Here is a 20,145-nt window from a genome sequence, read left to right on the forward strand (position 1 = left end):
TGCCGTCATTGCGCCCCAAGGCCTCAATATCTGGCAAAAACGAATGAATGAGCCAGTATTGAACGACAAGCCCCAATCGTCGCGGGTACAAATGTCTTCGCCCAAGCGATTAGCCGGGCGCTAGCGACTCCTGGGATTACAGGAGCATCACCACTTGGATAGAAATACTGTTATCCAGCAAATTGCAGCGAAGCATAATCGTACAGCCGCCCAGGTGATCATTAAGTGGCACTTAGACCAAGGGCTCATAGCGATTCCGAAGTCAGTAACCTCGGCGAGGATTACCGAAAACTTCAAGGTCTTCGATTTTGAACTACCGCCTGATGATGTGCAGCTCATCAATAGATTGAATCAGAACCGGAGGCTTGGCCCCGATCCGGAAACCTTTTCGTAAAGTCTGCTCCTCTCATTTAGGCGCTGGTTTCGGCGCCTTTTTTTCCCATTAAGATGAGAAGGGCTAAATCAAACTCAAGCTCCAGCGCCAAGCTACTGGCCTCCGCCTAGGCGGGCTGCGCATGGTAGGTGCATTCAAGGCTAAGCGTCCTATCAGATTCATCCTCATGAAAATGAGTTCTCGATGTTCAGGCATGCCAACATCCGTACTTTGCCATGCCATCTCGGCCCTTTTTCCAAGAAACCTGAATCATGGTGCATAAGAGACTGAGAGCGTTCGAAGCGTCCCGATCCTACGTGGCTACGAAAACGTCCCGAACCCGCAGGCTCTGCACTTTAACACGACGACAGGTTACTCAGCGCAGCGTCAATCAAATCGACAATTTGCGCGGGGGACTCAAGGAAGTGTAATTCCTCAGGCACTCCGCTATCTGCGAAGCACATGAAACCCCTTACGCACCTAAAAACAGTGGCTCCAATTCGGATGGGCTCATCCGATTCTGAGACGATATGACCCCGGAAACGCTCAAGGTCTTCCCGTGTCATTTCAAATGAGTCGACCCTATGCCAGTAGGTCGCTAACTTGATTGTTCCTTGCATGTACTTCCTCTTGTTGGGGGTAGGCACCCCTACCCTAACGAACTAGTAATTAAGCAGCCGCAGCCTTGCCACATTCTGAGCAAAAACGCGCTGAATTCGCGATCGGATGCTGGCACTGACTGCAGGTTTTGACGGTACGTGCCATGATCGCTTTCTGGCGCATGTAGGCCAGCTGAACAACGCATGGAACCGTAACCCTGTAGGCAGGACTGGCAAGGTCAGCGGCTGTCCACAGTGCAGTAATCGCCCACCCGACAGGCCCAATCGCAACACTTATACTCCTCATAAGCTGGCCCGTTGCTACAAACGAAAGCCCTTTGCCGAGAATGGCCTTAGCAATGGCATTCGCCACTATCGCTGCGATCTTGTAGGTGGCAAAGCCTCCAGCTTTCGCGGCGCAAATGGTGGCGATCGCTGCTGCTGGGCCTGCAGTCGAGTAACTTGCGACCCCCAGTTCATCCAAGATCGCTTTGCGTTCCGCATCAGTCATTTGCTCGAATGCACGAGACAGGATTTTTCCGAGAATCTCCTGCTCAATCACGCTGACGGGATCGTCTGCGAAATTGACCTTGAGGTGCTTGGCTACATCTCTGACGATTTCGTCATATGCAACCCCTTCTTTGCGGAACAGGTTGAGCAGCGAGTTGCCACCAAACAGGCGAATCTCTTTTGCGATCAGCTGATGATCGGACTCTGTATAGCGACCTGCATCACGGGCAGCCACGAGACGCTTGCAGACGTCACCATCCAACGCTAGTCGACCTTCCCCGTTGTCGGTGAGGTAATTCACAACAGCACTGATATCCTCGGCATCAGAGACCAATAGAATAGCCTCGATGCTGGAGGTCGATAGGATTTCATCAAGATTCATGGGCTACTCCCCGGTCAATGATCCGTGCACCCATCACAATGCACAGAGGTAAAAGGTGTGTGTAGATGCCTTGCTCGAAATCCGGATGCGCCGGCATAGCAGCGGTGGCGAGAATGCCCTGCTGAACCTTCCTTCCCAAGATCGAATCAGAGCGATTTTCGACGCCCACGTACTTGGCCATACGTAGCACCGTGGCAGCCCGGGTCATAGGGCGGTTATTTTGCTCATTCCCCAGCGCCTCAATCATTGAGCTTATAGACTCGTTATTCCGCACATGACCGACTTCGAGTAGTGCACGTGCAAGCTGGAGCCAGTCCTCTTCACTCATCAGAAGCAGTGCTGGAGAAATGTTAAGCGCGGACGCCAAGCGGCAGAGTGTCTCAAGGTCAGGGTTGGCGTCGGTGTGCTGCGTCAGATACTTACTGATCGTGGATCGCGCAATGCCTGAGTCTTTGGAGAGGTGCTGCTGCGTCAGTTTCTTGGGCTCGCCATTCTCGGTGATGCCGGAAACCTGCATGGCACGAAGCAGGTTTGCGCTTAGCCCGCGTTGTGTCTTCTTGAGGATTTCGCTTCCTGGTGCGATAGCGTCTGTTGTCATGCGGCCACGTCCTTACTGGTGGCGCAATGATATCGTCCGCTTTTGACCTGTCCAGCACGAATGTCCTCTGACGCGGACAATCCACGGCGTGCGCTTACTTTGTAGCGTACGGAGGACATTGTGAGCTCAGGCACTCATCAGTGCTGGAAAGTGGAACAAAGTGTCTGACATGATCTTCTCGAACTTGCTGCATCCCGGTAGTAAGGTCGTTAAGGAAATCGAAATGACTCATGTAACACTGTCGCTTGACATTGAAAATGCGAACGCTGTTCGCAAGAAGGCTTACAAGTTTTTCGCCGAAGAAGAGTGGGTGAAACTGGATAGCGTCGATACTGTTTGGGTGATTGACTACCCAGAATATAATTTCAACTATTCTGAGGATGTACGAAAGATCCATTACAATATCGCAAAAACGCTAAAGCAGTGCGCCAAAGATTTGGACATCGAGCGCATTAATTACATGATTCAAGTAGGTGGCCGCCAGGCGATTCAACGCCAAGTAACCTACCAGTTTGGGGTTGCGGAAGAGAAGGCTTACGTAAAGTAGGCGAGATGACCAAGGGGCTGCTATCGCAGCCCCTTGATATATCTAGCAGTAATCCAGCTTATCCATGGTTCATACGCAATGAACGCTCTCAATTTTTTGGCGATTATTCCCACTTCCAAGATCCGGGGCACATAGCCCCCTTGCTGAAGGCCATGCTGCGGATCGCCACAATAACCTACGATCACGTTTGGAGCAGTCGTGCGCGAGCCCCGCTTGTTTGAGCCGCTATCAGGCTGAGCGCCAACATGCCTTTAGCTCCTGGTGCGCTTAGCAAGCGTCAACCAGACTTTACTCATATGCTGTCCCAACCTCTTCCAGCATTTTACTGTGCCACTCCAGCAGTACCGCGCCAGCCTCACATGCCACACGCTCATGCCTGGATAGCTGAGCGAGAATCTCAACCGCTACGACCTCTGGCTCATCTGTCGCTTGAAAGGTCAAGTAGCCCACGAGAAGAGCATGAACTTCCTGCTGAAGGTCTTCGTAGAACGCGGAAATCTGGCCACCTGAACAGTACCGAATCAATTTAAGCAATTTGTTTTGCGCAAATACGCTGACGGGATAGCTATCATTGAGGTAGCCGAGGGAGCACAGGGTCAACGCTTCTCTGATGAGCTTTTCGCCCCGTTCAGGCGTGTCATAGGGCCGGGTGAAAAAGCGCTTCACAACCACCTTTGAGCTGTCGTACCTCTGTATCATGAAATTCCTTGGATGATGGAGGGAAAAGACGATTCATATTGAGCCGCAAAACCCTACACTCCACAACCCGAATTCAGGACGCGAAATCGCCGTTCCTCTCCTGCTCACCTTTGATTGAAGCTGTCGGCTACGTCTGCCCACAGAGCGTTACGCTGTGCGGGTACTATCGATAGGCAGACACCAGGGTGCCGACCTCTCGAACAGTCGCGAGAGCAAAGAAGGTCGCCACCCCATTGGCATCCGCTACTCACACCGCAGAAAGTCGAGAGTCTAACAGGCGAAAATGCCATCGGCCTGAGCATCATCTCTCTGCCGTAGGGCTTTCCAGGCAAAACGAACTCCAGAAACTGCGACCGCATAGGGTGGGCTGTCTTGTCGCCCTTTTTGAAACCGTGTAGAGGGGGGAGTCAGTATCCGTGTCCGCTGGACAGCCGTAATGGCACTGGGCTACCGTTCGGTCTCACGGACTTTACGGTTCATACCCGTCGTAGGGACACGGACATGATTGACGAGCTTCAAGCCAGCAAATCTTGCTACTTCTACCGCCAAAAAGCACCGATCACAGCAGTCGCGATCACAGGCTTGTTCCGAGCAATCAGAGCAACCCACACGTCCCCCTCGAACAACCTTTTCTCGTTCATTCGTGAGCCACAAGGAGCATCCTTCTGGTCTGCTCTGTCCTTCCAGTTCGACAAGACACCCGCTTTCCTACCTGGCGCAGATGATGTGATCGATCGGGTAACCGGGTATTTGCTGATCGTGGAGCACCGTGATTACGTCGCCATTTTCAAATCCCAGCTCGAAATCCCCGCTGATTTCGCAAAGCGTCACCTGCAGCGTATCAGCGCTCAGGATGTCGATCGCGGGCTCACCAGCGAGGCCTCCGTTTTTGCCAAGGTTCGGCTACGGCATATGACGTTGTCTCGCTTTGCGTTGCGCAGCAAAACGCTCGAAGGCGAGAATTTGCAGAACAATGTGGGCATGGCCTCCTCGGCTCGATTTGCCCCTCTGGGCTATAGCTTTACTGAAGCGGACGAGCACTTCTCTACGACACCGCGAACCGGTCGAATTTCGCTTCGGGCAGATCGTGCTGGATATCTGGGAATGGTTGATTTTGCGTGCAGTATCATCGACCGCCTGCAGCCTCGAGCTGGAGGGCCATCGTCGTCTCCTTTCCTGGAAGCGTTCGCGCGACCACTGGAGTTATCGGATCTCACGGCCAACCCTACGCAATTGGCAGTAGACACCGCCATCCTTGGGCAGGCCATCTTTGATGGCAAAATCATCCGCTTGGTAAAGCGGGATGGTGGAGTCTATCGAGAGCTGCCGAAGCTAGAGGTCGATCCGATACTCGCCGAACTGACTGAGGTGTTGGGGGTCGCTAAAAACGTCAGCGGTAAGCTGCTGCTGTCAAAACTTGCGACAGGCGTTGAAGTCGGTGAGATCGCTATCAACAAAACACGAATCGCCTTGAAACGCCTCACGCTCCCGTTGCTCGCCGATGTTTACGTCGAAGACACCCAGTTTGCTCTCGGGGCCGACGAGGATCGCGTCCAGCTTAAGCAGTTCATCGACAAACAAGATATGTTCATCATCCTGTTCGACGAACCACGGTTTGCCTACCTGGACGGCAGCCTTTACCAGGACGACTCCTTGATCAACGGTGGCAGCCAGTTCCTTGGTTACCTGTTCGAAAATGCAGAACTCGCGACCGTGACGGATGAGAAAGGCGCATTCACTGCTGCCCAACGGATGTTCGATCCTGACTCCACTTTCGGCGCGGTGCTGTCGACGGTCGCTCCCGATGACGATGTCATGGTCTGCGATGACCTCGGTGATGAGTGGGCTGACTTCATAGGATTTCGCACGGATCCTGCTGCCCCAAGGATCACGTTCTATCACGCAAAGCATGGCGATCTCACGCTCGGCGCCGGCGCGTTTCACGTTTCTGTGAGCCAGGCCATTAAGAACCTAGGCAATCTCGCATTACCCGCTGCCGCCATGGCCAACAAGTTCGCCCTTTGGGATCGGCTCTATAGCAATGGTGGAGTGACGACGCGGATTCATCGTACCTGTCGCGGTACACCCGCGGCCTCCAGAACTGCGGTTGAGTTCTGCCGGAATGCCCCTCATACCTTCAAACGGGTGGCCATCGTCACCTCATCACTGAGCAAAACTGCTGTTGAACAAGCCTTCAAAGACATCGAGGCGGGGCGTACCCCAAGCCCCTACTTCGTCCAGCTTTATTGGTTGCTGTCGTCCTTTTTTGCTGCCTGCACCGAGGTCGGTGCTTTCGGATGCGTGATATGCCAAGAGTGAGCACGAAAGCTCACACTCACTATCTTGTCACGTTACCAGCATGAGCCTCGGGTTTCAGGCTTAACCGTTCCGTCTTTGAGTTCTAAAGAGCGTATGCACCAAAGCCAATACACCACTGGACGGATCGTCGATTTTATCGAATGGCTGGCACGCAGACTGGACGGCGCTCCTATCCATTTTGCAGTCCCGGACACTGCGTCCTATGTCCATCTCCACGATGCCTTGAGCGCGTACCAATGGCCCCCCAGGGCTAAAGCTCCACTTCCGCCATCGGTTCCAGGATTCCCGTATCGACACCCTGTCGTACCTCCGATGCTACGCAATAGCGGCCTGGCCACAAACGCTGCCGTCCTTAGGACGCTTCAGCATGAGCTTCGCAAAGCCTACACCGGCGGTGCTGCCAAGCACGTTGAGCTCGCAGGAGCAGTAGCCGCCATTTTTCACTGGGGAGGTGTCTACTCCAACAAAAACAACAAAGGTAATAAGCCCTGGCTGCTGCACAACCACGTTGGATTACACGCGATTCTCAACACTTTTGTTTTCGACCACTCACGGGACGATGACACCACAACCATTGCCAACTTGCGCTTCAACTCGGGCATGACCAAGGTCTACGCTCTTCTGCTTGAAGATTTCATCATCTACGACAGCCGAGTCGCCGCTGCTTTGGTCTGGCTGGTACGCCGCTGGTGGGTAGACGATCTGAGGCAGCCAGTGAACAGCTTGCCATCGTCGCTGAGATTCGGCTGCCTGCCAGGGAACGGAAAAATGGCGCCCTTTAGGAACCCCGATAGATCCGTCTTCACCACACTGAGAAGCGACCCTGCTGACCATTACCTCTGGAACGTGAGGGCCAATTGGTTACTGGGTGCTGCACTTGCCAAGGCTGAGCGGCCTGTCAATTTCCCGGATCTACGATCTATAGAGGCCGCGCTCTTCCAGATGGGGCGGAAGGTTTCATGAGAAACACCTTCGCGTGACTCAGTGCCGCGGCGTCTAGGCGCACCCCGTCGGTGGCCCTATCACCTCTCCGAGTCCTTACCCCGGATCTTCAGTCTTTGGGTTTGAACTGGACGTACTCTGCTGCCAGTAGGTGCGCCTCCTTACGAGCTCTGAGTCGGTGAATTCAACGTCCGCACGGCGCGGCGACTAAAACTCGACCTGGAGCTAGCGATTGAGCTTGGAGCGAACATGTATCTGACCATCATGAGACCGGAACTCGCGGCTTCCGTTGCGACGTTCTCAGGGGGCTTGAGTGTCCTAAGTAGCCAGCAGTCGGGGCTGAACCGCACAGTGCTCATCATCAAGGCGTCGAAAGAGAGCATCCTAACCGCCAAGCTCGAAGGTGAGTTCAAGTTCTACCTGGCGCCGGCGCAGATCAGCGGACAGCCCTGCATGGCTGTAGTAACGGCTTTTTTTGACAACGCCGACAGCCCCCTCACTATCTTGTCTCCACTGATCGCTGGTGAGCGATTGCCAGAAGCGCTCGAGAAATTACCGAATGCATTCGATGTTTGCTTTTTTGACGAACACAATCGTGAGGTGTTTGCCTGCAACGCTTACGCTGAGCTATCCGCTTTCCGAGCTGCTTTGCAGTCCTGTGCAAAAGCTGCCCGAAGCGATGGTGTTGAGTTGATGCAGCGCGCGCACGAGTGGTTCGCCTGGCGCAGTGACGATGATGACTGCAGAGCCATTCCAGTGAAGCTGAGCGACACCCTATTACCGGTTGACCTCGTTCATTACAACATGCGCGAAGATGCGCATGGCTATCTGGGATCTCCGGGTTTCTCACGCTCCACGCTTCAGCGCCCCGAGCCGGGCGCTCAACAAGAGTTAGATATCATCATGCTCCTGCAGCGCGCCTACACACCTAGGCAGATTGTTCACTCACCCGTGAAGGTGGCCGACAACGAGGAACTCGTCGACATTGCAGTGGCTGGGACTCACTGCACCTTGCTCATCCAGGCGAAAGATAGCCCTAACACTGATCAAGGCCTTAGAACTTCACTCGAGCGAAAGCAAAGCAAGTCGGTGAGTCAGCTTAAAGGGGGGCTTTCACAGGTCGGGGGCGCAGTATCGTGCATTCGACGAACCACCGGCCTTGAGCTCAAGCTCGCGGATAACGAGAAGCTCGACATTGATCTGTCTGCCCGCCCTTTGGTGGGTGTGGTCGTGGTGAAGGAGCTTTTTCTCGACAAGTTTGATATCTACAGCGATCTGGCCATCAAAACCATGGAAAAATTCGGGTTGCCGGTAGTTTTCTTTGACTATGCGGAGTTCGAGCGAATGACCCGGTATTGCTCGTCTGAGGCCAAGTTGCTTTCGGCCTTTGATCAGATCCTAAGTGTCGCCATTGAGACCGGCCATTATCCCCGATTAAGCTTCGATACATCCCAAGCTTGACCGTCGCCAGATCCAGGAACGGCATCCTCGACCAATGCTCTGCTCGCCTGTGTTGGTGGCGCGTTGGTCGCTGGGCCGAGCGGATAAGAAGATGCCCTACCCATACCTGTGGAGCCAGCTCTAGGCTTGGATGCGTCATGGCTTTTAGCTATTGTTCCGGCCTAATGACTTGGAGAAGGCCTGCGGAACGGAATGACGCCTCCAGTATCGGATACACCGAAGCTAAGCACCTATGCCAAAGGAGAGATATTTGAGCAAAAGGTGTTTGATTTTCTCTCAGGTGAGCTAGCAGCCGGCAGACTCCTCTTCGCGCCTCAGTTCAGTAAGATCTTTCGCAAGAAAAAGTATTTCTCCCGATATCGAGAGAGCTTCATCGTGTTCGATATCGCTATCGAGGTGCGACTTCCGGATAGGGAGGATCCCTCAGTGATCGTGCTGATCGAATGCAAAAATTACGATGGCACCATCCCAATCGACGACGTAGAAGAGTTCAGCTCGAAAATCGATCAGGTCGCGAGCCTTAACGGTAAAGGTATTTTCGTATCCGCAAGTGCTTTCCAGTCGAGTGCACTGAATTTCGCCCGCAACAAAGGCATGGCTGCGGTTAGGTACCTTGATGAAGGCAATTTCAAATGGGAGCTCTCTCGTTCATTGCTCGCGGGAACGATGACTGCCTCTGAGCGCAGGAGTGCAGCAATCCGCAACGCAATGATCGAGCAATCGTACGAGCCAGCACTGCATAGCACCTACGCCACCACCCCTCTCGGCTTCACAAATTCCTGGAGAGGGGTTCTCCAGGGGCTGCTGGCGGCCCCTGACGGCGAGAACGCGAGACTGGAGCATGTGATACAGCACCGGCCCGCTGTTAGGCAGCGGGTTACGTATCTCAGGGAGCATCAGATTGAGGCGAAAGCAAATGAGGTACTGCAGGATATCGGTTACACCTGCGGACGTGTGAACCTGTCCAAACTGATCGATCACGAGCTCAAAATTAGCGGATTGGGAGTTACTTTCAGCCGAGCATCTATGTCAGTCCTTGGCGGTATCTCGTTCAATCCACCCCTAATCCAAATCTTCGCTGACGACAAGAACGAACCAAGAGCGCGTTTCACCTTGGCCCATGAGCTAGGGCATTTTTATCTGGAACACGGTCGCTACCTTGAGCGCGAGTTGCTCCACCCTCGAGACTTCGAACTGCAGCAAAGCACCCAAATGCCTACCGCGGATGTGGAGCGACTGGAGTGGCAAGCCAACGTTTTCGCAGCCCACTTGCTCATGCCGAAGACGGCCTTCCTTGAGAGGCTCGCGCGGCTTGCTCTGATTTACGATATCCGTAACCGCGGGCATGGCTTCCTCTACCTCGACAGCCAGCCTGTCAATCACCGCCTCTTTTATCTGGTTTCGGAGAATTTGAGCGTACATTTCGGCGTATCCAAGGCAGCCGTACGCTTACGCTTGAGCAGCTTGGGACTTCTAGTAGAGGCCTCTGCGGCCAATCGATCGCCTTCCATTGCCCAGATTGTCAGCCGAAGGCGATGGTGCTAGTCTCGCCGCGCAAGGTGCTCGGTAGGTGCCTGCAGTCCACGCTCGCGAAGCTCTAGCACTATCGTGACAGTTGAAACACCCCGACCTGAATATCATCAGGTTGCCTTGTAGTGGACGCCAGGCCCGTAAGCAGGAGCTGCACAATGCAGGTTACCTACAGCCACATCAAGCAAGTCAAACGTCTCGCGAAAGCACTGAAAGACACCTACCCCTCCCTCAAGCTCTGTCAGCGTCAAGACAAGGCTGCCATCCAAGAGCTGGGGGTCAGGAACTACCATGAAGCGACCCGCCTGTATGACCAATGGCTCATGCTGCATGTCCACACCTCCCCTGACTCTGATGGCGTGAGCAAATGCTCATTCTGCGAGTTCAGCTTCGCGGCTGACCTCAAAGAAGATCGCGAAGCCCACCGAGAGATTCATGAGCGTTTCCATGAGGCGAGCGAAGCTTTGAGCTACAGCCCTGCCCACTATGCTCAGCGTGAAGTGATGAAGCGTGATGGTCGCAACCAGGCGCTCTCCGCAGAGAGCCCTGAGGTACGACTCGAGGGCTTGCTGTTGCTGCTGCGCGGATGGTTCGATCGCTCGCTGTCGAAGGCGGTCTACAGTGACTACTGGCGCAAGCACCCCTCGTTCGACCTCTATGTGTCCATGATTCAGGACACCCTCTCCGGCAACTATACCGAACTGAAGGCCGTGCTCAAAACCCGCTATGGCTACAATCCCGGCGAAATCGCAGCAGGTGACAGCAACTGGTATCCGAAGACCCGGTAACCCGTGAAGTAGGCCTCATCTTACCGATGAGGCCTTTTACATCTCCATTAGTTAGATGCAGATCCCGTGATCGAGGCGCATGAGCCATTTATAGATCACTGAATACCCTGATGGAGTGGAGAGTAGGAAGCATGGGGCTTGATCGCCAAATTCTACTCTTGAAGTTTTCATCCAATCAGCACTGAGCGCGGAGTTACCAAAGACCTGGTTTGCGACCCAGCATATCTGCTGGTACCGAGCAATGTGACTGCGATGATCAAGACTCCAACAACTGATCACTTCAGTGTTGCATGGCGCTACGATCTCAAGCATGTTCATGCTTATACCTCAGGATGAGTAAGGGCCATACTATTCCGGTTGAATATCTTCACTCGCTTGTTTCGTTACCCGCCCGCCATCACAGAAGGCGCGTGCAAAAGGTGGATCGGGATGAACTCTATATGACGATTGATTTGGCGAACTCTAGCAAGTTCTGGAACCGTCCCGCCCCGTAGCGATCCAGATGTGTTCCCACAATTCCGCACGCACGCGGCCCTTGTTCGTCACATTTCTTTGAGTCGCCCACCATGTAGACCTGCCCATGTTTCGGATCGGATAAATTCCCGGGCTCAATACCAAGCATTGAACATACACTTCGGTAAATGATTGGGTCGGGCTTCATCACGCCGCACTCCGCGCTAAGGGCATAGGCATCAAGGCCCGGAAGCAACCGCCGCACCTCTCTGCAATAAGGCCCTGCCAGATTTGAACAGACGCCAATTTTTGTGCCCGATGCTCTGAGCAGCTCAATCGCGGCCCAGGCATCATCAAACACCTGGATCGACTGCAGCTCGAGCTCAAGAGCATCCTTCAGCAGAGCCAGATCTCCAGAGCCCAAGTGGATTCCAAGGGCATCCGCGGCTTCGTGGAGCTCAGTGTCATGGGTCATGATCCATTCCAGATCGTTCGAGGATGCCGCGCGCCCTTGCTTTGCACCCAGGCGCAGGAGCTGCCGGTACGGATTCTGACGGTTCCGAATCTCGACAACTGTACCGAACACGTCAAATATCACCGCCGCGATCATCAATATTTCCTAGAATATTTGAGAATAGATCATAGCCGACATTAAGACTCTGCGACTAGCGGACGATAACTCCATGCTGAGCCAAATCACTCACCAGCGTCTTACGACGCAACATACGCGGAATCTTGAAGACAGCCCTGCAACTGTAGAAAAGCGCCATTGGAATGAACAACAGACCGAGACCGTATGTGGCAGTTGCAATAATAACCCCTGCAGGAATCGCAGCCACAGCCATCGTAACTCCTTTCAAAACGCTAGACCTTGTCACCAGCTTCATATGATCAAGATCATACTCCACTTTCCCATCCGGCTTCCCGACTGCCACCAAAACGATAGACTTCTTGGTCAGGTGCTTGAAATACCAAATTCGCGGAATATCAGTCATCATGGCGCCATGGCGTTTGAGGTAGTTGAGCATCACAACCTCTTGGAAGTGAAACGTAGTTCCTAGGTCATCTTCGCAGCGAACCGTGTCATAAAGCGTATCAAGATCGGCACTAGCTTTGACATTAAAATTCTTGACTGTCAGCGTTTGTTTCTTGAGGTCGGACATGCATCTTCCTTAGGCGCATTAATCTACGGAGCAGCAGCTAAATCACCTTAGTGGCCCCGAAATTGAGGCGAGCGAAACCCGTGATTTGAATCACTCGCATGAATCCCCCACCCTGGTTGAGCAAGGGAGGTCAAATTAAACGCGGTTACTCTTTATCCTTGACCGAGCGTGGTACCGATCGGCTGTGTGCCTATCTCGCTTGTAATCACGAAGTGATCGTTCCCGCTAACACTACGCATGAGCTTGAACCCAGCCCTCTCCTCTACAAGCTGCAAAGGGGGTGTAGCAACGGTCATCCCATTCGCGTTGACGCCAGATAGATCGCTAAAGACCGTGGCTGCATATCGCTGGCCAACGCGCCCAGCCTGGGACAAGTACGCATCAATGATGACGCCCCAGTCCTCGCGCTGTGCCCGAATGACTTCCAAGGGCACATCCGTCTTCAGGAACGTGCCTTCTCGGAGCTCAAGAAAATTCAGGGCTTTCGCAGAATCCGACATCAAATTTCAATCTCAAAGAAAGGGTCAAAACCGGTGCTCTCCCCAGGGTAGCCAAGGGGGTTTGAAATCACCCGGCAGCCGGCCAGCTCAACATCTGTAGCCTCATGCGTGTGACCGAACACCCACACATGGGCCTTCTCGATCAAGCGCGGCCAGTCGTTGGTGTACGCTGCAGTAAGATGCCCTTCATGCTGCTCACCAATCACCACGGGAGATGGTGAGTGATGGGTCACCACTACCGTTTTGCCGTCAAATGGTCGAGCAAGCTCTTGGGTGAGCCAGTCCTTGGCGATGCGGTTCCGGGTAATCAGGTCGTCCGTTCGAAGTCGTCTGTAGTTGGAATCACATCGAATGTACTTAAAGTCGTTCATGCACTGCCTAGCGGCACTGCTAGCCGCGACCCAGTTCCCTGTTGACGTGAAGTCAGTCCATGCTGTGCTGCCGAGGATTCTGACATCCCCCAGAATCAGCGATTCGTTTTCCAGAACATGCACGTGGTCGGCCGCGGCGTCCTTCATCTTCTGCAAGGTGCGATCAAGGTGCCCATCGTAATATTCATGGTTCCCTGCGACGTACACGACCTGGGAGGCGAACGTCTCGTTGGCCCATTGGACGCCCCTGGCCTTTTTGTTGATGTCGCCGGCGAGGATTACCAGGTCAACCCCGGCGTCGAGGGGCGGCGGGTCGAAACGGCGGAACTCGGCGTGGAGGTCTGAGTAGATTCTGATTCGCAAAACGCTGGCCTTGAAGCTTTAGCTATAAATTGACGCAGCTGGATCACAGGGCGCATGCGTGCCGGGACTACCGGCGCAATGGAGCGGAAGCATCCCGGTCTTCACATCCTCGATCAGAACAGCGCGCAAGCGTGCCAGCCAGTTCGTTTCACAGCACTATATTGCATTGAGTCGAACCGCGCAATATGGCTTTATCCTCGCATTTGGATATTCCAAATGTCGTTGAGAGAACCGCTGGCCGCAGTCTTGAGGCTGACACGTACCGCCCGAAACCTGTCTCAAGAAGACTTTCATGGCAGGGTCGAAGCTCGACAGATGAACAACATCGAGCGCGCGAAAAGCAGCCCTACCCTGTCCTCGCTCGAAGACATCGCCATTGCATTGGACGTTGATCTTGTAGCGCTCGTGGCCGTGGCCAGCGCTCATGTCCGTAGCCAGACCCCGAGGGAATTATTGAAAGACTTGGCCGGCGAGATCACTAAGCTTGAGAAGCTAGGTGTCCTGGGCAAGCTCGACGGCGAGTTCACCGACGGCAAACTTCAGTCAGTTCACGGTCGCATTCGATCAGGCGCTGCCAATCGAGCAGCGGTGCTTCAGTGCAAGGCTGAGGGAAAGACGCAGAAGGAGACTGCGGAGCTGCTGGGGCTTGCCAAATCGACGGTGAGCAAGCTGTGGAAGACGCTAGAGGGTGGTTTGATTCAGTAAGGGCGCTTGGCCCGATGCTACGGCGTCAACCATCTTGCGAACCCCTCATAGAGATTAGCTAGGCTAGCACAGCCTAACATTAGTCAAGCAAGCTGGTGGGATCCCATGTCGGAAAGCTCGGGCTCAGGCGTCAAAAAAGTTGACGACACCGGAGTCAACCGCACTATTGAAGCGACTTACTAGACGATCCAAAATCCGGACAAGCTGGCTCGAATTAATTACCTGGAAACTATCGAGCTCGTTGAGCACTGCATAGTCCCAATCATAAAACATATGGGCCATAAGTACACCGGCTTTTGACCAGTCAAACGTATTAGGCCTAGGGTACCTGTGTGTTTCAAGAGATAACTGGTACGCATCAGTCTGTACCTTGCGCTTCGCTAAAGGTATGTCCCCTGAGGCACTCCTGTACAAATTTTTAGCTGCTGCTGAGCGAATAATTTTTTCCTGAAATGCGAGCTGTGCAAGGACGTGCAATTTGCAACGTGGCAGACCATAGCTGAAGCTGTATGAAATGATCATGCCAGTTGCACTATCAATCAAGAAACAGACTGGCGTGATAGCGTAGTCGTTAGCGGGCACCGTACGGACGCGCAAACCGGGAGCCCAGTAAAGGGGTATGAGATATTTATACACGCGCTTACTTCCAGCTTTTCAAAGAAGCCACGCCCAGAAAATCAGTGCTGTACAGCTGTAGCATTGTACGAAGGCCCTGCGACAAGTTAATCCGTCGCCACAAAGAAGATCCCGACGTGCTCAGATAAAGGTCATGATCTGGCCGAGCATCCGCAGCTTGCTCGTCGGTAATCCACCCCAATAGCAGGCCTACCAGATAAAACGCCCGAGCGCGAGCGATCGCCGTTACGCGCAATGGCAACTGATGAAACAGAGCAATCCCGCTTACATTATCAAACTCGCTACTCGACTGAACCCTAAACTTAAGCACTGACGTGTAATCGCCCACGACCTCGGTCGTCAGTGCAAGACGAAGAAGCGTCAACAGAAAGTGTTCAGCGTTACGCTGCACTACCTGATCATGAGAACCTTTTATTAGTTTGTCTGCGCGTTCAACGACCATTCTGGCAAGTAGCTGTACTTCCCTGTCCTTCTCGAGCCATTTCGTTTCCCGCTCCAACTCATGATCGCGCGCGCTGTCGTATTCGAAAACATCCATCGCAAAATCCACTGAGTCATGCAGATAATTCCCAGCACTACGCAGAACACAGCCATGCACCTCACAAAAGGGCTTCAATAAGTATCGCCAGCTTTTGAGATACACTGGAAAGCCAGTTGCCGTCACCGATTCTTCCATACAAGCAAGGCAGTAATCTGATCGAAAGTAGATTGGTATGATTTGAGTCTCAGAAGGACGGAACATGGATTCGATCCACTCCATCGAGATCTCATAGCATTCTGCAAACGCCTTGACCCCTGGTAGACTGAAATCAAAGTCATAGTCATTACCTCTGCCCCCTAAAGCTTCGATGTAGGGCGCGCGGAGCGTTGAGCTTTCCCATGCGTCGGAGGGCATGCTCCAAAGCGCTCGCACTTCAGGCTCAGGCTTGACCTCACGCACCCTGTACATCCAAGACGAAAACGTTTCATCAGGATAAGGCTCAGGTATAGAGAAACTGGAGGACATAGCTTTCGTACTCATTTAAATCATTCGTCGTGCTGAGTGTCGCCACTGCGCCTTGCTGATAAAGGAATTGCTCTACTAGCTTCAGCCTGAGAGACCTATTGACGTCCTGAATGTCTAAGCCAAATTGTGGTTCAGGGGCTCTAAGGCTTTCTGTAGTAAGGCTGAGCGAGTACTCACGATTCAATCCCTCCCATAGGCGCCTCGCGAAGTCATGGTATTCTTCATCCGTCAGCCGCCGCCTAAAAGTGTAGCGGCGCCAACCAAGCCGCAAGTACCTGGCAAACCTATTTTGGAGTAGAGCACTGCGCGTTGAGATTACAAATTTGAGATCTCGAATTTCTTCTGTGAGAAGACAGATAACACCGAAAACCGTGTCATAGTCCTCAATATCACTTGCCAATACATCTAGATCATCGACCAGAATCATTTTTTGAGATGCGAGCGACAAAGTCCGTACCAAATTCGGCGCCAACACTCTCTTTTTGGGATGGTGCTTGCGCCTGACATGGAATGCATCAGACAAATGATCCAAAAATTCAGATCCGCCGATATACATATCACCCTGCAGGAGCTGAATGCTACTAGGGTGACGTTGATGCAGCGTTCTGAATAACGTTGTGATGCCGCATCCTGAAATACCATCCATCAGCATCACGTTTGCCTCTGTACTTTCTTCTGTTTTTGTATGTGCCTCTGCCTTTAATTGAGTGAGTGGGTCTCTGGGGCAGATGGATTGTTCTAAAGTCTTGATCATGTCCCGCTGTTCCGCTGAAAAATACGGGAGGACGAAATCGTCCTCCAATACTTCCCGAGCTAGAGCTTTAGCTTGAGAGGGCGTCATTACGCGCAGTCCTTCTCCATGCTCACGTCGTGCAGGCCCTGCAAACTCGTTCCCAGTTCCATCGACATAATGGCTTCTACGTCACGAACATGCTTCAGGGTGATGCGTTCGGTACCGTCTGCGATCGCAGCCCAAGCCGATGCCTGCAGAATCTTGACGATGTTGTCGGTGATCCCCAGCGACTTCTCGACAATGGCCAAGCAGAGTTCCTGGTCACGAAAATCCGTCGGCTTTTTCAGGGGCAGCCGGTGGATATAGCTGAACACGAAATTCCGAACATCTTGGCCATTCGACCAAGTTTCCAAGTCGTGAACTGCATAACGACGAGCGAGTTGCGGATCCTCCCTTAAGAAACGGGCGGCGTCAGGCACACCAAAGGCGAATACCGAAAGGCCATAAGTGGAACCTGAGAGGTTCTTCAACAGCGACAGGTTGACCTTTCGCTGGAAAGGCGAGAGCGTAAGCGCATCATGCACCTCATCAATAACAATGGCTTTGATGTTCTGGCTCTTGATGAGATGCTGGAGATCCGGACTGATCCTCCGAGACTGGCGGGCTCTCCGGCTCGTGTCCAACCCCATCTCGGCAAGTATCAGCTCCTTCAGACCCATATTGTCCGCGTTTTGGTGCATCGTTACGGTGACAATTCGGTTCACAGAAGTGATATTCCTGCGTCCAAGCTCCTCGATCATGCTCGTCTTTCCGACGCCCCCCTGACCCAAACACAACAAGCAAGGGGCAACAACCTTCCTTGGCATGGACATAATCATGTCCATCTTTTTGAACAACCGCTCGGCGGAGGGGTGCGGAACGAAAAAATCTTTCAGGCAGAACATAGCCCGATCATGATTGCTCAGCTCAAATAGTTTGTGGCAGCTGAAGTGCACATGAGAAAGATCCATAATTTATCTCCAGATATATATGTGCAATAGGTATTGATGATTACAAGGCACGCTGAAGCCTAAGCTGTATCTTTAAACTAAAGTCTTAGGCCGCACCGATAAGTTTCCGGACTTGTTTTTTGTAGCGCCCTGCAGATGCGTTGACTAGATGCCGACTAATTCTTATAGTTATTCCGTATCTAATCAGCAGCATGGGCTGAGCAAGCAGGCCGAATAGGTGATAACCACGATCTTAAGCACCCTGCATGCAGGGTGTAGAAGTTGGAAAGTAACTATTGTGGTTTCTTTACCTCACACTTGTTGATTGGATCGGGGATTTGGAATCTGATTTTGAATTCTGGGACTGGGCTTGAGGTTAGTCTGGGACGGAGTCTTGACTGAATCCCAGTCTGAGGCCTAGTCCCAGTCGTTCATAAGCTCAAGCCAGCTTCAGTAGAGAGTCGGTGGCGCATCAAAGTCGATCTGCTCTGCCACGTTGCTCCTCGAAAAGCCGTGCCAGGAACGCTCGGAGGCCTTTGGCTCTCCCTCTACAGCTCGAAGTGCTGCACGCCCTTTCCGAACTTTGGAATCTTCGGGTTTGGGATTTGTGGTGTTTTTGGGCGTTTTGGGGTTTGCGTTGCTGGCCGGCTTGGCAGTTGCAGCATTGTCAAGGAAGCTATCCAAGTGTTCCGTTTGATCCCTAAGCTCAGGTTCGGCTTGCGTGGTGACTTGAGACCTGGAATCAAGCGACTCGGTATAATTCCGCTGATCGCGTTTGCCTGCCGTTTTGGCAGCTTGGCGTTTGCTTTGAGCAGTCCGCCGATACTCTTCTTGGACGATTGCATTGCCCAAAGCAAGAGACGCGGTCGCGTCAGCAGAGTAGGTGCCATCCCGCTCACCCTTCGCCTGCCGCTCAACCCTGTACAGGGCATAGTCGTGGCTACGCCGCATCTGATTTCTGTACTCTGGTATACTTACGTAGTTACCATCTCCTTCAAGGTCTACGAATATCCTCGAAAGATCATTTGGGTCGTACTTAACTACTAGTTCTTCTCGCACTTTGTTCTGCAGGCACGGTGCATAGTAGAACCGTCCGTGCATTTCGATCCCGCCTGCGCGGATGAGCTTCGGCCTTTCTGGGTAAAGTGCGTACCGAAATCCTTCATGCAAAGAATCGTCGATCTGACGAGGCTGTGAATGCTTCCCAAAATGCTCATCCCACTTTTGGGAGGGAAACATCTTTATCGCCGGATGCTTGCGATCGTTATAAGCATGAATGGCGCAGACGAAAAACTTCCTAAGTGCAGTGATAGAGATGGATGCCCTAGCCACACTGTTCTCATCACCTCGCTGCTGTGTATTGGAATAGGTTGTCCCCCTCAAGAAATGGATATGAGATCGCATCATCGTACCTATCAAGCGCTCAATGTGCCCTCCCTGATGTTTTTTACCGACGTCACGGTGTTCAACTCTCACACCAAAACGTTTTAACCTCGCCTTCAGCACCTCTGAGCGAAACTCAGCCGCATTATCCGCGTGTATGACCTCGGGCACGCCGTGCATAGGCCAGACGCTTGCATCCAGCCCAAGACTGGCGAGCATGGCCGTTTTGGGAAGGACGCAGTTCTCGATCAGCATCGCTACTGTTACAGAATTGGGCGGAAGTAAGCTCAGGTAAAACCCGACAATCGCCCTCGTATGAATGCAGATAGCAAAGCTAACCCAAGGGCGATCAATCACCGTCCGATCATGCTCATCCACGACAATCATGTCGACACGGGTATGGTCGATCTGAACCCATTCAAGCGGGCGGGACGTAACCTTGTACCCGGGGCGAGCCTCGAAGATGTCAGCAGCATCAACCTTCCCTAGCTTCATGTTAGCCAGGAACCGCTTGCCCTTCTTCAAAAGCCGCCGTCGTACAGCATGATAGCTAGGCCGTTTGAGACCACGCTCGTCAGCAAGCATTTGGGCGGTCACCCAAACACGTTCGATGGTTGCTGCCTTCCCTGCATAGGCCTTGATGGAGTCAACGATCAACTCCTCAAGTTCTTCCCCAAGCTCGGACGGCGTCGGACGACGTCCGGGCATGCTGGACGTAACGGCACTTAGATCACCGCCACGTGCCCTCACTCGCCGGATAATTTTATGGAAGCCTGATGGCTTCATACCGATCGCCCTCGCTGCATCAACAGCGCTGATTTGACCGGAAAGATAAAGCTTAATCGTCGGAATCCGGTCGCTGGCAAGATCGAATCGAGCAATGGTCTTATCCGAACTATCCAGGTTTAGCTTTGAGCTCGATTTGGATTTTGCGACCAGCACGGGCGCTATCGTTGGCTCACTGTCTATTTCAGATTTTTTATTGCGACTTGTCATTCCGCCTACCATTTGACGAGTTGCCATTGGTGAATGGCATCTGCCCGTTGTTTATGGGTAGTGGTTATCACTTGATGGTTTTTAAAGAGCGGCACTGCG

Annotated in this window: 21 protein-coding genes; 8 read left to right on the forward strand and 13 right to left on the reverse strand. The window is 52.9% G+C overall.

Annotated elements, in window-relative coordinates:
• Window positions 1-154 precede the first annotated feature (154 nt).
• A complete protein-coding gene (locus ACIQUI_RS18790; RefSeq protein WP_403201411.1) occupies window positions 155-394 on the forward strand; it encodes an aldo/keto reductase in 240 nt (79 codons plus the stop codon).
• A 648-nt stretch (window positions 395-1,042) separates the two neighbouring features.
• On the opposite strand, the gene ACIQUI_RS18795 is transcribed toward ACIQUI_RS18790, so the two are convergent.
• Both ACIQUI_RS18795 and ACIQUI_RS18800 read right to left on the reverse strand, forming a co-directional pair.
• On the reverse strand, window positions 1,043-1,864 hold the full coding sequence (locus tag ACIQUI_RS18795) for a ubiquinol-cytochrome C chaperone family protein (protein WP_060483630.1): 822 nt from the start codon (window positions 1,862-1,864) through the stop codon (window positions 1,043-1,045).
• Entirely contained in the window at window positions 1,854-2,462 is a 609-nt protein-coding gene (locus ACIQUI_RS18800) for a helix-turn-helix transcriptional regulator (protein ID WP_339470258.1), read from the reverse strand. Before ACIQUI_RS18800 ends, ACIQUI_RS18795 begins: the two co-directional genes overlap by 11 nt.
• A 169-nt stretch (window positions 2,463-2,631) precedes the next feature.
• On the opposite strand from ACIQUI_RS18800, the gene ACIQUI_RS18805 reads away from it, so the two are divergent.
• A complete protein-coding gene (locus tag ACIQUI_RS18805) occupies window positions 2,632-3,009 on the forward strand; it encodes a hypothetical protein (RefSeq protein ID WP_403201414.1) in 378 nt (125 codons plus the stop codon).
• Window positions 3,010-3,297: 288 nt separating this feature from the next.
• Here the strand turns inward: ACIQUI_RS18805 and ACIQUI_RS18810 are convergent, their stop codons facing one another.
• Window positions 3,298-3,708: a hypothetical protein gene (locus ACIQUI_RS18810; protein ID WP_060483628.1), complete on the reverse strand. Its 411-nt coding sequence runs from the start codon at window positions 3,706-3,708 to the stop codon at window positions 3,298-3,300.
• 501 nt (window positions 3,709-4,209) lie between these two features.
• On the opposite strand from ACIQUI_RS18810, the gene ACIQUI_RS18815 reads away from it, so the two are divergent.
• From ACIQUI_RS18815 to ACIQUI_RS18835, 5 genes are all read left to right on the forward strand, one after another.
• Window positions 4,210-6,027 carry a hypothetical protein gene (locus ACIQUI_RS18815; protein WP_403201417.1) on the forward strand — a complete coding sequence of 606 codons (1,818 nt, stop codon included), beginning with the start codon at window positions 4,210-4,212 and terminating at the stop codon, window positions 6,025-6,027.
• Window positions 6,028-6,339: 312 nt separating this feature from the next.
• Window positions 6,340-6,990 carry a hypothetical protein gene (locus ACIQUI_RS18820; RefSeq protein WP_403201420.1) on the forward strand — a complete coding sequence of 217 codons (651 nt, stop codon included), beginning with the start codon at window positions 6,340-6,342 and terminating at the stop codon, window positions 6,988-6,990.
• A 228-nt stretch (window positions 6,991-7,218) separates the two neighbouring features.
• Complete coding sequence (locus tag ACIQUI_RS18825) at window positions 7,219-8,430, forward strand: hypothetical protein (protein ID WP_403201422.1); 1,212 nt, start codon at window positions 7,219-7,221, stop codon at window positions 8,428-8,430.
• Window positions 8,431-8,622: 192 nt separating this feature from the next.
• Entirely contained in the window at window positions 8,623-9,975 is a 1,353-nt protein-coding gene (locus ACIQUI_RS18830; protein ID WP_403201426.1) for an ImmA/IrrE family metallo-endopeptidase, read from the forward strand.
• Between the two features lie 143 nt (window positions 9,976-10,118).
• Window positions 10,119-10,748, forward strand: a complete 630-nt coding sequence (locus ACIQUI_RS18835) for a hypothetical protein (protein ID WP_403201428.1) — start codon at window positions 10,119-10,121, stop codon at window positions 10,746-10,748.
• A gap of 51 nt (window positions 10,749-10,799) precedes the next feature.
• Here the strand turns inward: ACIQUI_RS18835 and ACIQUI_RS18840 are convergent, their stop codons facing one another.
• From ACIQUI_RS18840 to ACIQUI_RS18860, 5 genes are all read right to left on the reverse strand, one after another.
• Window positions 10,800-11,066: an antitoxin Xre/MbcA/ParS toxin-binding domain-containing protein gene (locus tag ACIQUI_RS18840; RefSeq protein WP_403201430.1), complete on the reverse strand. Its 267-nt coding sequence runs from the start codon at window positions 11,064-11,066 to the stop codon at window positions 10,800-10,802.
• A 118-nt stretch (window positions 11,067-11,184) separates the two neighbouring features.
• Window positions 11,185-11,811 carry an HAD family hydrolase gene (locus ACIQUI_RS18845; protein ID WP_403201432.1) on the reverse strand — a complete coding sequence of 209 codons (627 nt, stop codon included), beginning with the start codon at window positions 11,809-11,811 and terminating at the stop codon, window positions 11,185-11,187.
• A 55-nt stretch (window positions 11,812-11,866) separates the two neighbouring features.
• Window positions 11,867-12,364, reverse strand: coding sequence for a hypothetical protein (locus ACIQUI_RS18850; RefSeq protein WP_403201435.1), 498 nt, complete (start codon window positions 12,362-12,364; stop codon window positions 11,867-11,869).
• 152 nt (window positions 12,365-12,516) lie between these two features.
• Window positions 12,517-12,864, reverse strand: coding sequence for a hypothetical protein (locus ACIQUI_RS18855; RefSeq protein WP_403201437.1), 348 nt, complete (start codon window positions 12,862-12,864; stop codon window positions 12,517-12,519).
• Window positions 12,864-13,598, reverse strand: a complete 735-nt coding sequence (locus tag ACIQUI_RS18860) for a metallophosphoesterase (RefSeq protein WP_403201439.1) — start codon at window positions 13,596-13,598, stop codon at window positions 12,864-12,866. The genes ACIQUI_RS18855 and ACIQUI_RS18860 overlap by 1 nt, the downstream gene beginning before the upstream one ends.
• A 216-nt stretch (window positions 13,599-13,814) precedes the next feature.
• Between ACIQUI_RS18860 and ACIQUI_RS18865 the strand changes: the two genes are divergently transcribed.
• A complete protein-coding gene (locus ACIQUI_RS18865; RefSeq protein WP_403201441.1) occupies window positions 13,815-14,303 on the forward strand; it encodes a helix-turn-helix domain-containing protein in 489 nt (162 codons plus the stop codon).
• A 123-nt stretch (window positions 14,304-14,426) separates the two neighbouring features.
• On the opposite strand, the gene ACIQUI_RS18870 is transcribed toward ACIQUI_RS18865, so the two are convergent.
• The 5 genes from ACIQUI_RS18870 to ACIQUI_RS18890 all read right to left on the reverse strand — a co-directional run bounded on the left by ACIQUI_RS18870 (window position 14,427) and on the right by ACIQUI_RS18890 (window position 20,046).
• Window positions 14,427-14,825 carry a hypothetical protein gene (locus ACIQUI_RS18870; protein WP_403201443.1) on the reverse strand — a complete coding sequence of 133 codons (399 nt, stop codon included), beginning with the start codon at window positions 14,823-14,825 and terminating at the stop codon, window positions 14,427-14,429.
• A gap of 118 nt (window positions 14,826-14,943) precedes the next feature.
• Window positions 14,944-15,945 (reverse strand): hypothetical protein, encoded by a 1,002-nt coding sequence (locus ACIQUI_RS18875; protein ID WP_403201446.1) that lies wholly within the window; start codon window positions 15,943-15,945, stop codon window positions 14,944-14,946.
• The gene (locus tag ACIQUI_RS18880; RefSeq protein WP_403201448.1) at window positions 15,920-16,786 is read right to left on the reverse strand and encodes a hypothetical protein; all 867 of its coding nucleotides are present in this window, start codon (window positions 16,784-16,786) and stop codon (window positions 15,920-15,922) included. Before ACIQUI_RS18880 ends, ACIQUI_RS18875 begins: the two co-directional genes overlap by 26 nt.
• Window positions 16,786-17,688: a TniB family NTP-binding protein gene (locus tag ACIQUI_RS18885; protein WP_403201450.1), complete on the reverse strand. Its 903-nt coding sequence runs from the start codon at window positions 17,686-17,688 to the stop codon at window positions 16,786-16,788. Before ACIQUI_RS18885 ends, ACIQUI_RS18880 begins: the two co-directional genes overlap by 1 nt.
• A gap of 429 nt (window positions 17,689-18,117) precedes the next feature.
• Entirely contained in the window at window positions 18,118-20,046 is a 1,929-nt protein-coding gene (locus tag ACIQUI_RS18890; RefSeq protein WP_403201453.1) for a Mu transposase C-terminal domain-containing protein, read from the reverse strand.
• Between the last annotated feature and the right edge of the window lie 99 nt (window positions 20,047-20,145).

Source organism: Pseudomonas sp. NPDC090592 (assembly GCF_044769185.1).
Taxonomy (GTDB): Bacteria; Pseudomonadota; Gammaproteobacteria; order Pseudomonadales; family Pseudomonadaceae; genus Aquipseudomonas.

What these genes read in the sequence shown, in the direction of transcription:
- ACIQUI_RS18795 (WP_060483630.1), bottom strand. Translation starts at nt 1,864, where the DNA reads ATGAATCTTGATGAAATCCTATCGACCTCCAGCATCGAGGCTATTCTA.
- ACIQUI_RS18800 (WP_339470258.1), bottom strand. Translation starts at nt 2,462, where the DNA reads ATGACAACAGACGCTATCGCACCAGGAAGCGAAATCCTCAAGAAGACA.
- ACIQUI_RS18805 (WP_403201414.1), top strand. Translation starts at nt 2,632, where the DNA reads ATGATCTTCTCGAACTTGCTGCATCCCGGTAGTAAGGTCGTTAAGGAA.
- ACIQUI_RS18810 (WP_060483628.1), bottom strand. Translation starts at nt 3,708, where the DNA reads ATGATACAGAGGTACGACAGCTCAAAGGTGGTTGTGAAGCGCTTTTTC.
- ACIQUI_RS18815 (WP_403201417.1), top strand. Translation starts at nt 4,210, where the DNA reads ATGATTGACGAGCTTCAAGCCAGCAAATCTTGCTACTTCTACCGCCAA.
- ACIQUI_RS18820 (WP_403201420.1), top strand. Translation starts at nt 6,340, where the DNA reads ATGCTACGCAATAGCGGCCTGGCCACAAACGCTGCCGTCCTTAGGACG.
- ACIQUI_RS18825 (WP_403201422.1), top strand. Translation starts at nt 7,219, where the DNA reads ATGTATCTGACCATCATGAGACCGGAACTCGCGGCTTCCGTTGCGACG.
- ACIQUI_RS18830 (WP_403201426.1), top strand. Translation starts at nt 8,623, where the DNA reads ATGACGCCTCCAGTATCGGATACACCGAAGCTAAGCACCTATGCCAAA.
- ACIQUI_RS18835 (WP_403201428.1), top strand. Translation starts at nt 10,119, where the DNA reads ATGCAGGTTACCTACAGCCACATCAAGCAAGTCAAACGTCTCGCGAAA.
- ACIQUI_RS18840 (WP_403201430.1), bottom strand. Translation starts at nt 11,066, where the DNA reads ATGAACATGCTTGAGATCGTAGCGCCATGCAACACTGAAGTGATCAGT.
- ACIQUI_RS18845 (WP_403201432.1), bottom strand. Translation starts at nt 11,811, where the DNA reads ATGATCGCGGCGGTGATATTTGACGTGTTCGGTACAGTTGTCGAGATT.
- ACIQUI_RS18850 (WP_403201435.1), bottom strand. Translation starts at nt 12,364, where the DNA reads ATGTCCGACCTCAAGAAACAAACGCTGACAGTCAAGAATTTTAATGTC.
- ACIQUI_RS18855 (WP_403201437.1), bottom strand. Translation starts at nt 12,864, where the DNA reads ATGTCGGATTCTGCGAAAGCCCTGAATTTTCTTGAGCTCCGAGAAGGC.
- ACIQUI_RS18865 (WP_403201441.1), top strand. Translation starts at nt 13,815, where the DNA reads ATGTCGTTGAGAGAACCGCTGGCCGCAGTCTTGAGGCTGACACGTACC.
- ACIQUI_RS18870 (WP_403201443.1), bottom strand. Translation starts at nt 14,825, where the DNA reads ATGATCATTTCATACAGCTTCAGCTATGGTCTGCCACGTTGCAAATTG.
- ACIQUI_RS18875 (WP_403201446.1), bottom strand. Translation starts at nt 15,945, where the DNA reads ATGTCCTCCAGTTTCTCTATACCTGAGCCTTATCCTGATGAAACGTTT.
- ACIQUI_RS18880 (WP_403201448.1), bottom strand. Translation starts at nt 16,786, where the DNA reads ATGACGCCCTCTCAAGCTAAAGCTCTAGCTCGGGAAGTATTGGAGGAC.
- ACIQUI_RS18885 (WP_403201450.1), bottom strand. Translation starts at nt 17,688, where the DNA reads ATGGATCTTTCTCATGTGCACTTCAGCTGCCACAAACTATTTGAGCTG.
- ACIQUI_RS18890 (WP_403201453.1), bottom strand. Translation starts at nt 20,046, where the DNA reads ATGACAAGTCGCAATAAAAAATCTGAAATAGACAGTGAGCCAACGATA.